Origin of the sequence: Okeania sp. SIO2C2 (assembly GCF_010692625.1) — a bacterium.
GTDB lineage: Bacteria > Cyanobacteriota > Cyanobacteriia > Cyanobacteriales > Microcoleaceae > Okeania > Okeania hirsuta.
On record NZ_JAAHGM010000034.1, the window covers coordinates 1 to 13,156 of the forward strand.

Annotated in this window: 17 protein-coding genes; 4 read left to right on the forward strand and 13 right to left on the reverse strand. The window is 36.9% G+C overall.

Going from position 1 to position 13,156, the window contains the following annotated elements; translation table 11 throughout:
* Nucleotides 1-376 precede the first annotated feature (376 nt).
* Both F6K18_RS23070 and F6K18_RS23075 read right to left on the reverse strand, forming a co-directional pair.
* Nucleotides 377-2,023: a radical SAM protein gene (locus F6K18_RS23070; protein ID WP_287524488.1), complete on the reverse strand. Its 1,647-nt coding sequence runs from the start codon at nt 2,021-2,023 to the stop codon at nt 377-379.
* 514 nt (nt 2,024-2,537) lie between these two features.
* Nucleotides 2,538-2,750 (reverse strand): hypothetical protein, encoded by a 213-nt coding sequence (locus F6K18_RS23075; protein WP_287524490.1) that lies wholly within the window; start codon nt 2,748-2,750, stop codon nt 2,538-2,540.
* A 357-nt stretch (nt 2,751-3,107) separates the two neighbouring features.
* On the opposite strand from F6K18_RS23075, the gene F6K18_RS23080 reads away from it, so the two are divergent.
* Nucleotides 3,108-3,242, forward strand: a complete 135-nt coding sequence (locus F6K18_RS23080; RefSeq protein WP_287308824.1) for a hypothetical protein — start codon at nt 3,108-3,110, stop codon at nt 3,240-3,242.
* A gap of 656 nt (nt 3,243-3,898) precedes the next feature.
* On the opposite strand, the gene F6K18_RS23085 is transcribed toward F6K18_RS23080, so the two are convergent.
* The 11 genes from F6K18_RS23085 to F6K18_RS23135 all read right to left on the reverse strand — a co-directional run bounded on the left by F6K18_RS23085 (nt 3,899) and on the right by F6K18_RS23135 (nt 10,109).
* Nucleotides 3,899-4,153, reverse strand: a complete 255-nt coding sequence (locus F6K18_RS23085; RefSeq protein WP_287524493.1) for a SemiSWEET transporter — start codon at nt 4,151-4,153, stop codon at nt 3,899-3,901.
* A gap of 461 nt (nt 4,154-4,614) precedes the next feature.
* Entirely contained in the window at nt 4,615-5,262 is a 648-nt protein-coding gene (locus tag F6K18_RS23090) for a fumarylacetoacetate hydrolase family protein (RefSeq protein ID WP_287524495.1), read from the reverse strand.
* A gap of 55 nt (nt 5,263-5,317) precedes the next feature.
* Nucleotides 5,318-5,740: a hypothetical protein gene (locus F6K18_RS23095; protein ID WP_287524497.1), complete on the reverse strand. Its 423-nt coding sequence runs from the start codon at nt 5,738-5,740 to the stop codon at nt 5,318-5,320.
* Complete coding sequence (locus tag F6K18_RS23100) at nt 5,715-6,335, reverse strand: hypothetical protein (RefSeq protein ID WP_287524500.1); 621 nt, start codon at nt 6,333-6,335, stop codon at nt 5,715-5,717. Before F6K18_RS23100 ends, F6K18_RS23095 begins: the two co-directional genes overlap by 26 nt.
* Nucleotides 6,332-7,057 (reverse strand): class I SAM-dependent methyltransferase, encoded by a 726-nt coding sequence (locus F6K18_RS23105; protein ID WP_287524502.1) that lies wholly within the window; start codon nt 7,055-7,057, stop codon nt 6,332-6,334. The genes F6K18_RS23100 and F6K18_RS23105 overlap by 4 nt, the downstream gene beginning before the upstream one ends.
* 406 nt (nt 7,058-7,463) lie before the next feature.
* Entirely contained in the window at nt 7,464-7,586 is a 123-nt protein-coding gene (locus F6K18_RS23110) for a photosystem II reaction center protein J (RefSeq protein WP_124147169.1), read from the reverse strand.
* Between the two features lie 166 nt (nt 7,587-7,752).
* Nucleotides 7,753-7,878 (reverse strand): photosystem II reaction center protein L, encoded by a 126-nt coding sequence (locus F6K18_RS23115; RefSeq protein ID WP_124147170.1) that lies wholly within the window; start codon nt 7,876-7,878, stop codon nt 7,753-7,755.
* Nucleotides 7,879-7,887: 9 nt separating this feature from the next.
* Nucleotides 7,888-8,022 (reverse strand): cytochrome b559 subunit beta, encoded by a 135-nt coding sequence (gene psbF, locus F6K18_RS23120; RefSeq protein ID WP_094677274.1) that lies wholly within the window; start codon nt 8,020-8,022, stop codon nt 7,888-7,890.
* 24 nt (nt 8,023-8,046) lie between these two features.
* A complete protein-coding gene (gene psbE, locus F6K18_RS23125) occupies nt 8,047-8,298 on the reverse strand; it encodes a cytochrome b559 subunit alpha (protein WP_287524506.1) in 252 nt (83 codons plus the stop codon).
* Nucleotides 8,299-8,720: 422 nt separating this feature from the next.
* Entirely contained in the window at nt 8,721-9,737 is a 1,017-nt protein-coding gene (locus F6K18_RS23130) for a photosynthesis system II assembly factor Ycf48 (protein ID WP_287524508.1), read from the reverse strand.
* A gap of 33 nt (nt 9,738-9,770) precedes the next feature.
* Nucleotides 9,771-10,109 (reverse strand): rubredoxin, encoded by a 339-nt coding sequence (locus F6K18_RS23135; protein WP_287524511.1) that lies wholly within the window; start codon nt 10,107-10,109, stop codon nt 9,771-9,773.
* A gap of 941 nt (nt 10,110-11,050) precedes the next feature.
* On the opposite strand from F6K18_RS23135, the gene ndhC reads away from it, so the two are divergent.
* From ndhC to F6K18_RS23150, 3 genes are read left to right on the forward strand one after another with little or no spacing between them, the layout of a single operon-like run.
* Entirely contained in the window at nt 11,051-11,413 is a 363-nt protein-coding gene (gene ndhC, locus F6K18_RS23140) for a photosynthetic/respiratory NAD(P)H-quinone oxidoreductase subunit C (protein ID WP_287243474.1), read from the forward strand.
* Nucleotides 11,404-12,126: a photosynthetic/respiratory NAD(P)H-quinone oxidoreductase subunit K gene (gene ndhK / locus F6K18_RS23145; RefSeq protein ID WP_287524513.1), complete on the forward strand. Its 723-nt coding sequence runs from the start codon at nt 11,404-11,406 to the stop codon at nt 12,124-12,126. Before ndhC ends, ndhK begins: the two co-directional genes overlap by 10 nt.
* On the forward strand, nt 12,119-12,622 hold the full coding sequence (locus F6K18_RS23150; RefSeq protein WP_124143450.1) for an NAD(P)H-quinone oxidoreductase subunit J: 504 nt from the start codon (nt 12,119-12,121) through the stop codon (nt 12,620-12,622). Before ndhK ends, F6K18_RS23150 begins: the two co-directional genes overlap by 8 nt.
* Nucleotides 12,623-13,156 lie beyond the last annotated feature (534 nt).

Sequence of the window (13,156 nt, forward strand, 5' to 3'; positions counted from 1 at the left end):
ATTGACAAAGACTTAAATGTAAGTATAGAGTGTAGAGATGCGGTTGGCTTGACCGTTAATGCCTGTGGATGAGTAACCGCCGACGGCCTCAGCAGTTTGCGTAGCATTCCGTAGGAAAGCAGGAAGTCAACATCAATTTGTCACGTTATGTGACGCTTTGTATCAGTTTTATGAAGCAGTCTTGTTACGCTCAAGCTGACAGCTAATAGCTGAATTATCATTTTCTTTGTGGGTTTAATACTCCACCGTCTACACGGTGTTCAAAATTACTTGGGGGAGCGAATCCCCATGTAATTTTCCTCCTGTCTCCTGTCTCCTGTCTCCTGTCTCCTTCTTCAATACAACTCAGTCAGGGATTACTTCTAACTTCTGACTTCTAACTTCTAACTTCTAACTTCTGACTTCTGACTTCCCCTATTGCCTCTGCCAAATGTTTCTTTAAAGTTGTTATTGGTAGAGGACCTTGAATATGATTCCAAGGCAAAATTTGCTCTAACTTCCAATCATCAAAAACATAAAAATCCAACTCTGGTAACTCCCCACGCAACTCCTTAAAAGCTCTCTTATAACTGCCCAAAGAATCCCCATAATTTCTTACTAATTCTAATAAATTAGATAACCTTCTATCTCCCCTAGAAATTAATCCCTGTATCACCGACCATTTATAACTTTCTGGGCGAAAATCTATCCCTTTTGACCGTAGTTGTTTCTCCAAAAACTTCAGCCTTTTTTCTGATTGAGAGTTGACTCCAAACCATTGAAAAGGTGTGTGAGATTTCGGTACAAAAGTGCTACATCCCAAACTTAATCTTAAACCAGGAGCAGCTTTTTTCAAAGCCAACATCATTTCTATCGTAGCATCCAAATCTTCTACTTCCTCTCCAGGTAAACCCACCATTCCATAAAACTTAATAGCTTTTAAACCACCAGCTTTAGCATTAACAGCAGCTTCAATAATTTCCTCATTTTCCAACTTTTTATTTATAATTTTTCGCAGGCGATCGCTCCCACTTTCTACAGCAATAGTAATTGATTTTGTATCCCTATTACTTAAAATTTTTGCTAATTTTTCCGTCACCGTATTTGTTCTAACCGATGCAATACTCAATCGCACATCATCATATTTTGGCTGATTCAAATAATTCAATAAACTATCAAATTCAGGATGTTGAGTTACCGAAGCTCCCAATAAACCCAAACGTTTTGTAACAGTTAATCCCTTTTCAATAGCAGGAATTAGAGACCCTTCTAAACTAGCACTTCTAAATGGTAAAGTCAGATAACTTGCCAAACAAAAACGACACATTTCCGGGCAACTTCTCACCACTTCTACCATAAAAATATTTTCCCAAGCTGCCTTTTCAGTCACTACGGTAGAAGCAGATAAAGTATTACCCCGATAAGTTTGTTTTTGCACCACAGGCGGAATATCTTTATCTATAGGTTCAATAGATTTAATAGCACCATCAGCACTTTCATAAGTTACTTCATAAAGACTCGGAATATAAATTCCTGGCACTTGAGATAAATGTCTCAATTGTACTTGTTTATCCGCTCCTCTAACTTCTTGATAAGCATCAATAAAATCTCCTAATAAATTCTCCCCATCTCCCAATAAAATTACATCAAAAAAATCAGCAAAAGGTTCAGGATTTGCCGTTAAAACAGGTCCGCCACCAAATATTATTGGATAATTTTTTCCCAAACGATTTTTAGCTCTAATAGGAATTTCTAAAGACTCCAGAATCTGGAAAATATTCACATAATCAAGTTCCCAAGAAACAGAAAAACCAAATAATTCTGTTTGCTGTGGAAGAGGTTCATTAATATCAGTAAATAAACGACTAACTTGTAGATCGGAACGCATTACCAAAGTTGCCCAAACAATCTGATAACCAAGGCTAGTTATTCCTACAGTATATTCATTAGGAAAAGCAAAAATAATTGGTATGGCACTAGATTCCGGTATTGCTGGAGTGAAGAGTAAACGTTCAGTATTAAATATATTAGTATTAGTAGACATATTTTAGATTATAAATAAGTAGGTAGGCGATAAAAATTACCGTTATGGTTCAACAATCAATAATTAACAATTAATAATTAATAATTACCTCTTTTTATAAAGAAGAGAATTGCCTCAAAGGATTTTTTTCTTTTTTCTCCATGAATGGAGAGGCTTTATACTTTAATTTTTCGGTAAGGAGAAAGCAGAAGGAAAAAGGTTATTGATTTATATATTTTTGTGGGCACAACTCTGATATACCTGTGAAACAAGCAATGCCTGCTAAAGGGAGTTTTTCCAAAAATAGCAGATCGAGTATTGTAAAGTTTAAACATACATAAATATATAGCCATCCTAGTATAGATATGAACATTAGCTTTAGGGTTAGTGTTTACTGATGCTGGAATTAATATGGTTTCTAACGTGTTAGACTTTGGACAAAAACGGAGTAGTTAGCGTAATATTTATTTACGCTAACTACTGGGATTAGGGTTTAGAAACAGAATCAAATCTGGAATTATCTTCGTTTCTCACATTATTGATTATCCTGAAGAGCATAGGATGGGTCTGGTTCAATTTCTCCACCGAAACAAATATCTAAATAACTTTCTAGAAGAGAATAAATAACCCTCTCCAACTCATCAATAATATCCCTTCGAGTCATTTTTTCAACTGCATCAATATCAGCTTCACTTCCTGGTTTTCCTAAATATTTATATTGAGTTTTTTTCTGACTATCAGTAGCCATAGGAAAAATCGGTGAAGCAGATTGTAATCTATAATAATAGTACAGTTTCTGATTTCTATCTCGTCATCAAGTTATCACAAAAGGGAACAAAAATTCTCAAAAATAACTAAAAGTTGGCATTTGAGTCGGCGACAACTCTTAATTATTTCTATTTTTCAGTGATTATAGCGGTTTTCATTAACATAGAATACAGCTATTAGATCTGTAATTATTAAACTTCAAACATACTTATATTTTGTCTGTAGTCTACCTTTGTGAAAACCGCTATAAATTCACTGGGGACAGAGGGATATTGCCCTGTTTAGTTAGCGTAATTATTACGCTAACTATTTTTTCGTTTTGTCCAAAGTCCAAAACGTGGGAAAGGGTAGTTCATTTGACAAATTTAATTATGATGGTAAAGCCACTCAAATGAATGTTTTGTCTCGTTATAAAGCTTTTTTAGACCACCCAGTGATTTTAAAGATACTTGCCAACAAAGAATTAAATTAACTCTCTCAAGAAATATTTGGCTTAGTTATCTAGTGTAATGTAGAACACTAATACCAGTAAATAATTGCTAAAGTTTCCTAAACAATCTGATAACCAAGGCTAGTTATTCCTACAGTATATTTATTAGGAAAAGCAAAAATAATTGGTATGAAATTAGATTCAGGTATTGCTGGAGTGAAGAGTAAGGATTCAGTATTAAATATGTTATATCATGTCCGGATAATTGGTGATGAAAAAAACTTCCTCATTCTTCCTTCTTCCTTCTTCTTTCTTCCCTCCTGACCCCTCCGTCGTTTATTTATAAGTATTCAACTGGACATGATATTAGTAGGAATTACACAAAATAGAAGTATAAAATAGGCTCAAATATAGACAGGAAAAGACTTTTACCTCAAAAAGACATAAATCCTTAATTACCAAGGGTTCTAGGCATTTTTAGGGCATTGACCTAATTTCCTGATCTAGACTGACTCTTAGTCATTTTTCAACCATAAAATGTTTAAATCCCATTAGTAGATATATTAAGTTATAAGTAATCATAGAATATAGTATTTCTCAAGAAGTGTAAGATAGATTTACACTGATATATTTTATGTTATCTGTTACCTAAAAACTCCAATTTTGTATCTCATTGAAGCTAAAATTACTATATTGAGTTATTTATACTTTAATTTAAACCACAAAATCGGGGAAGCTAAAGTCAGTGTAGCAACGTTAGTAAAAATAACTGGTGTATCTTTAACCAGAATGCCATAAATTATCCAGATCAATACACCAGAACAAAAAATAGCAAACATTTCTAGGGAGATATCTTTTGTGGAGCGAGTGCGCCAAGTTTTGATAACTTGAGGTAAAAATGAAATAGTTGTTAAACTGCCTGCTAGTAATCCTAAAACTGTTACTAAGTTCATAATAGATGCTGATAATTTTAATACTTGTGCTTGAAACTTATCGGTTTTTTTGTTAACTACAAGACTTATGTCGCACTGCTATATATAGCGTATAATTTCCCGATTATTTTGGTATTGTAACTATAATTATTGCCGTTACCTAAGTCCTGAATTCATATAGTATTAATTACTTAAATTCAACTAAATTTATCTTGATATCTTCAACATAAATATCTCGTATTTGAAATTTGTGGTATCGATCGATATGTAGCCTTCGTTCAATTTATCTAATTTTTTAATGCTGAAAATATCGTCAACTTATTAAATATTATACCAATCAACAAAATTATTCATAATCAGACAATTTAACTTAAAATTCAACTATAGTAACTGCCAAGGCGGTTAGAACTTATGCGGATAACGAACCTCAGACAGGAAAATGTTTTTCCTTCTGTTCCCTGTTCCTTGTTCCCTACTATACATCAATTTCTAATAATCTCAGCCTCCGCAATAACTTCCCCATTTAGAAAAGCAACTAAATAATCATTATTATTGAGAGGCCCAACATTAGGTGGAGTCCCAGTTAAAATAACATCCCCCGAACGTAGCGGTATCTGCTGACTAATGAAACAGAGCAGGTCTTGAATGGAAAATAACATTTGTTTGGTAGACCCTTGTTGGCGAACTTCACCGTTGATTTCAAGTCTGATTTCAAGTTCTTCTATTTCTGTAACATCATTCAACTTCCTAAACTGTGACAACGGACAAGCATTGACAAAACTTTTGGCTAGATCCCAAGGATACTTTTTGGCCCTCAACTCATTTTGTCGATCGCGAAGAGTCAAATCTAGAGCAATACCAACACTACTAATTGCCTGTAAAACCTGATTTAGATCCGCCTGATACAAATCAGTGCCAAGTTGGATAGCAATCTCTGTTTCATAATCGCATCGTCCTAAATTAAGTGGTAAAAATATCTTTCCTTCAAATGGTACAACACAACCAGGGGACTTTGTGAAAATTATCGGTTCTTTCGGAACTGGGTTGTTTAGCTCTTTTGCATGATCGGCATAATTACGACCTACACAATAAATTGAACCAATTGTTTTAGCTAAAGTAAAAGAGTTCATTGTTAAAAATTTAGGACTCGCTACCTAATCATATCATACAGAAATAGCAAAAGTATCATCCAATGCTAAACATTTCGATGTTTTTTCTGAGCTGTGACAGGAACTTGTTCGAGGTGATTCTCACTAGAATTGAGGCAACCGTGTCTCGATGTACTGTTTTCTCTTTAGCATAGAGCATCGTCTTACATTTTTTATGCTCATGCTTAAGGTAAGTCAGACAGTCAGCATATACACCCTTGTTGACCAGTATCTCTAGAATTTCGCGATAGGAATTATCATCAATAGTATTAGACCTTAATTCTTCGAGTCGCTCCCGCTCTTGCTCGTTGGATCTTTGGGTCATCAGATACACTGCCAACGTTAGTTTTCCATTTATGAAGTCCGAAAATTGATCCTGATAAGGTTTCTCCAGCTTTGATAGACGCTCGACAGGCAATGCAAAATCACCAAAATCAAGCCGCCTGAGTAGCTGCACCATAGATAGCACCCATCTCATACAGCAATTTGTCAGGTTGCTCTGCAACAATCGAACCTGCAAAGAAGCAACTTCCATAGAACACACCTGAAAGCAATCTACATCGCTGCTGATACGCTGCTAGGAACTGGTCGTAGTCTGGATAATCACTCACTCTAGAAACCTGTAGATCGTGAATGTCCATCCTCTGACCAAGATAGACTTGGTGGTTGATTTTGCTGAGGAGTGTTAAGAGCGAAGTCATGCCATAATCCTCTAAGATTTGTTGAGCAATTTCTCTCAGTTGAAAGCCTGCGATGACTAGCTTTCGCTTACTATCGGTACTATCATACCCATTTTTCTCATCAAGAAACCAGTTGATAACATAAGTCGAGCAGTTTAGGATCTCAAAGCTTGCACAGACGGGAATAATCTCCTTCCAGTTTTGACCTCCATTAATCTCATAACCTGTTCGGATCTGGAGGTCTCGTAATCGAGGATGACCATGACGTTTCATCGGAAGCTGCTGCACTTCTGGGCTTAACTTCTCTGTATAGTCAGCGCTCAGTACATCCGTTGCTTGGGATGTCTCTTTCATAAGATTGAAGTACTCACTCATTCGGAAACCTCTTTTTGATAGATATGATACTGGTTATCTCGAACGGAGACAAAACGCAAATTTGCCAATTTCAGCATTTCTTCGATAAGATCGGTCTCGAGTAATCGCATTCGCAGCTTTTGCTGTCCGAGAAGACTCCCTTGCTGATGACAAGTGTAATCAATGGTAATATATTGCTCTCCATCAATCCAATTCTTGGTAACGGTTCTCTGGAATGATACTTCCTCATCCAAATTCTCACATTTGCTATGATTAGAATTTGATGAGATGATAATCAATCTCCCTCTGTCTCGTAAGTGTGCGGCAATACGTTCAAAGCTCCTCTCAATAGCATCAAACTCAAGGATGTGGCTGGCAAGTAAAATGGTATGGCCATCATTCACAAAAGCCCATGCACCACCACGAGAATAGGCCAGGTCGAACATCTTGTTGAGCTGCATATCGACGACATCTTGGCAGTAGAGATCGACTCGAGTCCCTAAGCATTCTTGAGCTTGAGCAAGTAGAGACGCACTCGTGTCCACCCCGGATATCTGGAGTTCAGGTCGCAACAGAAGAATTTGCTCTACAAGCAAACCAGTCCCAATTCCTACATCCAAGATGTCCTTCTGATCGCCGAAAATTTCGATCAGCTCCGTGGCAATTGCTTTGTAATCCCGATTCTTTTGCACAAAGCTATTATAGAAATCGGACATACCTTTATACAAATCCATAGATATCATTAATGTTTATCAATCTTTAAATAATTGCCTAAATATAGCGCTGTGCGCAGGCAACAGGCAACAGTTCCGGAAGGGGGAATAAAAAACCGATAATATCAGACTTTTAGCTATTGGACAGTTCTTATAATATCATCCGGATAGGAACTGCCAGGTTGTTGTTTGACAATTAGTGCGAGCATCTTGCTCGCGTCATAAATCATCATAATTACCTGATGTCCTAACTATATAATTACCCGATGTCCTAACTATAGTTATAGTGGCGACTGCCATACCTAACTATCCTAAAAAGTGGGTAACTTGTCACTAATGATTGTGAAATTTAACTTCATCTATGAACCTCAAAAAAAAATAATCCCACTTTCAAAGATAGTGAGATTATTCAAAAAAATCAAACTTCAAGTCTTTCTTATAAAGAAGAACCTACACCAACATAGGCACCATAAAAGAAAAGACCCACAACTACAAGTACGCCAGTTCCGGCAACAGTAGCAACCAACCATAAAGGAATTCTACCTGGTTCGGACATCATAATATTTCACCTCATTATTTCAAAACTATTTCGTACTAAAAAAATTTTACCTACTAGGTAATTAAGTCAACTATATACTTGTTAACTTTCTACTCAATATTACTAGCAATAGGTCACCCCTATAGGGTGACTTAATATTAGTAATTTCTCTGTTTTATTTCCCGAATTAATTAAAGAAATAACTGGAAAACAGAATACCAAGAACAAACACTAATAACAAACCAAGGTAGAGTGAAGTTCGGTTTAATTCTACTGGTTGTTTATTAGTATTTTCGCTACGATCTAAAGGCATAATATACTCCTATCTTTGAATAAACTGCATAGCTGCGATCGCACCTAAAAAGAAAACTGTAGGCACGCCAAGGGTATGAACTGCTAACCATCTAACTGTAAAAATTGGATAGCTAACTGGTTGATTTGGATTTCCGCTAGTCATAATAAAAATCTCCTAAACTTTCAACTATTCACCAATAAATTCATCAATTTGTTTTTTAGCTTCAAAACGGTCTGATACAACTGGTAATTCTTGTCTTTGCTCAGTATAATACTCGTTAGGTCTAGGTGTACCAAAAACGTCGTAAGCCAAACCTGTACTTACAAATAGCCAACCTGCAACAAACAGAGCTGGAATAGTGATACTGTGTATTACCCAATAACGAATACTTGTGATGATATCTCCAAAAGGACGCTCACCTGTACTGCCACCAGCCATCTAATTTTATCCTCCAAATTTATTTCTAACCATCATCTCAATATGATAGTTTTAAAACCTTTCTAAACACCTCATCCCATCACTAATTAATGGTTTGAGTTTTTTGTCTTTGTTAACAACTAAAGATAGACTAACTTTTTGCCTTCTTTAAAATCTGTTATTTTTATCTGTTAGTTAGACGGGATCAATTCTAACACATTCAGTCTAAATTTTCAGTAACTCAAACAACATCAAGAAATTACCTTTTCCCATCTGAGTAATACTACCCAATTCTTATTATTAGGAATATTTCTCCAATATTGTATAGCAAGGAAAGAGTTGGTGTTTGATAGAGATTGATGATGAACCTAAGACAGAGAAAAGCTTTTGCCACTGTTCCCTGTTCCCTGTTCCCTGTTCCCTGTTCCCTGCTATAGTAAATTTCAAGCTGCTTCTGAAACTGCTGAACTATTGTATTTCAACACAGTTCCTCTTTGACCAAGAATAAAACCTTTTTCTTGGTTAATAAAAACAATTTTGTAGAAATTTTCTGGAACATTCTCTACATCACGGTCCTTTTCCCAAGTCTGACCGCCATCAACACTGCGAAGTAAATTACCACTACCACCAGAAACCCAAATTTCATCAGGAGTTCGATAAGCCAAATCTAATAAACCCCAACTTGTGGCATATTCTGGGGCAATAGCTTCTCCCCACTCTTCAGGATTTTCTGGATCGCTAAACCGCAGTTGGCCTCCTCGTGCTAATAGCCATAAACCACCATCATCACTGAACCCCATATTTTCCAAACGGCGAGAGTCTTGACGATTATGAGGAGTCCAAGCTCTTTGGCCTGGTTCCCAACTAGAGTAAAAATTACCCTTAGCCGAAACAGCAATATACTTACCATCAGGAGAACGGGAAATATTTCTCACTACTCCCACAGCATCCTCTACTTGAGCGCGCCAATGTTGGCCAACATCTTCTGTGCGATAGATAGCTCCCACATCAGTAGTCATCTCCGCAGAATTTGGCCCAAGAGCAATAATAGAATTAGGAGCACCTGGTAATTTAGAGCTTAGAGAAATCTTAGTCCAAGACTCTCCTTCATCATCTGTGTGTAGAAGTAAAGAAGGCTGTCCTAAAATCCACCCTTCCTTACCATTAAAACTTACTGAAGTCAAGCGATCTTTTTCTTCTACTATATCAATACTTTTAGGTTGCCAAATATTACCACCATCAGTAGTTTCTAAAAGAGTAGCATTACCACCGACAATCCAACCATGGTCAGGATTGCCTGTAAATCCGATATCAAACAACTTAGCCTCAGTTGGTAGTTGAATTACTTCCCAGGGATTGTAACTCATTGCAGGTAAAAAGGCATTTTTGCAGCCACTACAAAGTATAACTGCTGCTAGTATGATGAAAATTTGTTTCCAGGACTTTACTATTGAGTGCATCACATTAAATCATTAATAAGCCTTTAGGCCATCTTATCGTAAACCATATAAGCTCAAGAAAAACAAAAATCCTGCGGCTAAAGCGCCGAAAATTAGAATATTTTTCTGGCTTGGTGTGAGTGTATTAACACCAAAACCATATCCAAGGTTTTCTTTGAATCCGGAAGGACCTTCAGCTGGTCCAACATTCACAAATTGAACCTTAATCGCTCCACAAACAGGGCAGCGCCAACCAGGGGGCAAATCTGAAAAAGCAGTTCCGGGCGGAATATTACCAGTAGAACTTCCCTTCTTCGGTTCATATATATATCCACAGGCTCGACATTCATACCGATCCTGTTCATCTTTGGCCTCAGTGGCTTCCTCGCTCATAGTTCCAAAAAATTGAATAGCTATTATGAGAACATCTTTAATTATTATTACAGAATTGTTGTGATTCGAGGAGATGGGTATTGAAAAATGATTGTAACCCGACTGGTTCGAGCTACTTTTAGCTCTTTTATTTTGACATTTGACTTAAAAATTCGACTGGCAAAAGCTTGTCGATCTGGTCTGATGAGGGTGATAGTTAGGGTTTGCGTATGGAAAGTCTTTTTGCTGGGGTAAGAGACAGGAGACAGGAGACAACCCACCCCTCGCCCCTCCCCCTCCCAGGAGGGGAGAAATAGGAATTTAGAAGAGGTAGGAGTAAGAATTGTCAGAATGAGATTTTTCTGCCCAACTATGAGCCTAAAATACTAACTTTTTGAGCGTGAAGAGCTGAAAACCAGGTACTTTTTTTGAACGAAAAAAGGCTAAAGTCTTTATATTTCAATGCTTTTAGATTAGTTCGGTAAGCCCTAGTTACGTATTAATTTGTGATTTATTCCTACTGGACTAACACAACTAAAACTGTGTATTAGATTATTGGGTTGGGGGCGGGTTCATCTGAAATAATTTGCAGGACCATTAACTTAACACGGAACTCGCCTCTACTATTAAACATCTCCAATCATAAAAAAGAAAATTAATTTATGAAATTGGTATTAAACAGCACAGTTGTAACAACCGCTAAAAAAATAATCTCTCGTTATAATCTGTAATCTAACTAGGGGTGCATCTCATATTTTATTTGCAAGAATACTTTTTTTCTTATTTATTCCCTCACAGGAGTGCGCATTCCCTTGCATCTGTCGCCGAGGCGAGTTCGCACCGCTGTTTCCTAAAAGCGATAAATTTTTGGCTTTATTCAAAATTGAGATGCACCCTTAACAAGAAAGTGTCAAAATGTTCACAGATAAAAGTCCTAGTTACTTAGGAAATGTAGGTTAATTGTGTTTACTCTTAGTGGTTACGAATATTTTCTAGGCTTCCTACTAATTAGCAGCCTAGTTCCAGTTATTGCCTTAACTGCATCTAAACTACTGCGGCCTAAAACTCGTGGCCCAGAGCGACGAACTACTTATGAATCGGGTGTAGAACCAATTGGTGGAGCTTGGATACAATTCAATATCCGTTATTATATGTTCGCCCTGGTCTTTGTCATCTTTGATGTAGAAACAGTATTTTTATATCCTTGGGCAGTGGCCTTTCATCAATTGGGACTTCTAGCATTTATAGAAGCCCTAATTTTCATCACAATATTAGTTGTTGCTTTAGTCTACGCATGGCGTAAAGGAGCTTTGGAATGGTCTTAAGTCCTAATCAAAACCAAAAAATTATTAATCCCATTGAGCAATCTCCCCAGGTTACTCAAGAACTATCAGAGAATGTTGTGTTAACTACAGTTGATGACCTTTACAACTGGGCACGACTTTCTAGCTTGTGGCCTCTACTGTATGGTACAGCCTGCTGCTTCATTGAATTTGCAGCTCTAATCGGCTCTAGATTTGACTTTGACCGCTTTGGCTTAGTGCCAAGGTCTAGCCCTCGGCAAGCAGACTTACTAATTACTGCAGGTACAATTACCATGAAGTATGCCCCAGTCTTGGTGCGTCTTTATGAGCAGATGCCAGAACCTAAATATGTAATTGCTATGGGTGCTTGTACAATTACTGGCGGGATGTTTAGTATGGATTCACCTACAGCAGTTCGTGGGGTAGATAAATTAATCCCAGTAGATGTTTACATTCCTGGTTGTCCACCACGTCCAGAAGCAATTATTGATGCTGTCATTAAGCTGAGAAAAAAAGTTGCTAATGAATCTTTGCAAGAACGTGCTCAACTACAGCAGGTACATCGCTACTACACTGTTAAACACAATATGAAAGTGGTTGAACCAATTCTGAATGGTAAGTATCTCAAGACATCAGACCGTGAAACACCACCAAAAGAATTGACAGAAGCAATAGGTATGCCTATACCACCTGCACTGCAAGCTGCACAAAAAGAGGAGGTAAATCGTGGCTGAATCAGAAGCTCCAATAGTTGAAGCAGGTCAAACTTCAAAATGGCTGACAGAAAATGGCTTTGAGCATGAGTTTCTAGAACCCGATCATCTGGGAGTAGAAATGATCAAAGTTGACAGAGAATTTTTAATTCCCTTAGCTACAGCTTTATACGCTTATGGGTTTAACTATCTACAATGTCAATGTGCTTATGATGCAGGTCCCGGACAAGACTTGGTAAGTGTTTATCACTTAGTTAAGGTAAAGGACGATGTAGACCAACCAGAAGAATTACGTTTAAAGGTATTTGTGCCCAGAGACGATCCTAGACTTCCTTCAGTTTATTGGATCTGGAAATCGGCTGATTTTCAAGAGCGGGAATCCTATGATATGTATGGCATTATCTATGAAGGACATCCTAATCTCAAACGCATTTTGATGTCTGAAGATTGGGTGGGCTGGCCATTGCGTAAAGATTATATTTCTCCAGAATTCTATGAATTACAAGATGCCTACTAAATTTTAGGTTGAAACTTTGACCTTTTGACCTAAGTAGTATTAGTAATAATAGCCTTTAGACAATTGGTAAAAAAACATTAAACAGAGAAAATTAGCTTGATTTGATATTTACATTCAAGTCAATTTCTATCTATTTTCTTAAGGTTTCAGGAAATAGGAGAAAATTTTTCTGGAATTGGAACTTGTCATAGATTAATAACGTCCCGACACCATAGCACCCCCCTATTTTTTGATTAGGTGGGTGCTTAATATTACTAAAAGATTCAATAATTAAATTTTGTTTATGGGCTCAAAAATAAAGTATTCTAGTCTATTTTCTAATCTAATTGTCACATTCTTGTCAACCTGATATAATCCTCAGCGTCCGCGCTTTAGCTTTACTCGTTATTGGGTGATAAGCATTATATTGATTTAAGGTATATCTGTATTATTGGTGTAGTGGTTTTTAGCCATTAGTTAAATACAAATCGCTATCAAAAAATCTTGAAAGATTACTCCTGCTATAATCGCGAGATTTAGCTATGAGATGAATTT

Excerpts from the sequence above, each read along its gene's own strand:
- ndhK (WP_287524513.1), top strand. The coding sequence starts at position 11,404 with ATGGTCTTAAGTCCTAATCAAAACCAAAAAATTATTAATCCCATTGAG.
- psbF (WP_094677274.1), bottom strand. The coding sequence starts at position 8,022 with ATGACTAGCGGAAATCCAAATCAACCAGTTAGCTATCCAATTTTTACA.
- F6K18_RS23105 (WP_287524502.1), bottom strand. The coding sequence starts at position 7,057 with ATGATATCTATGGATTTGTATAAAGGTATGTCCGATTTCTATAATAGC.
- F6K18_RS23095 (WP_287524497.1), bottom strand. The coding sequence starts at position 5,740 with ATGGTGCAGCTACTCAGGCGGCTTGATTTTGGTGATTTTGCATTGCCT.
- F6K18_RS23130 (WP_287524508.1), bottom strand. The coding sequence starts at position 9,737 with ATGCACTCAATAGTAAAGTCCTGGAAACAAATTTTCATCATACTAGCA.
- F6K18_RS23110 (WP_124147169.1), bottom strand. The coding sequence starts at position 7,586 with ATGATGTCCGAACCAGGTAGAATTCCTTTATGGTTGGTTGCTACTGTT.
- F6K18_RS23070 (WP_287524488.1), bottom strand. The coding sequence starts at position 2,023 with ATGTCTACTAATACTAATATATTTAATACTGAACGTTTACTCTTCACT.
- F6K18_RS23115 (WP_124147170.1), bottom strand. The coding sequence starts at position 7,878 with ATGCCTTTAGATCGTAGCGAAAATACTAATAAACAACCAGTAGAATTA.
- F6K18_RS23135 (WP_287524511.1), bottom strand. The coding sequence starts at position 10,109 with ATGAGCGAGGAAGCCACTGAGGCCAAAGATGAACAGGATCGGTATGAA.
- F6K18_RS23075 (WP_287524490.1), bottom strand. The coding sequence starts at position 2,750 with ATGGCTACTGATAGTCAGAAAAAAACTCAATATAAATATTTAGGAAAA.
- psbE (WP_287524506.1), bottom strand. The coding sequence starts at position 8,298 with ATGGCTGGTGGCAGTACAGGTGAGCGTCCTTTTGGAGATATCATCACA.
- F6K18_RS23085 (WP_287524493.1), bottom strand. The coding sequence starts at position 4,153 with ATGAACTTAGTAACAGTTTTAGGATTACTAGCAGGCAGTTTAACAACT.
- F6K18_RS23090 (WP_287524495.1), bottom strand. The coding sequence starts at position 5,262 with ATGAACTCTTTTACTTTAGCTAAAACAATTGGTTCAATTTATTGTGTA.
- F6K18_RS23100 (WP_287524500.1), bottom strand. The coding sequence starts at position 6,335 with ATGAGTGAGTACTTCAATCTTATGAAAGAGACATCCCAAGCAACGGAT.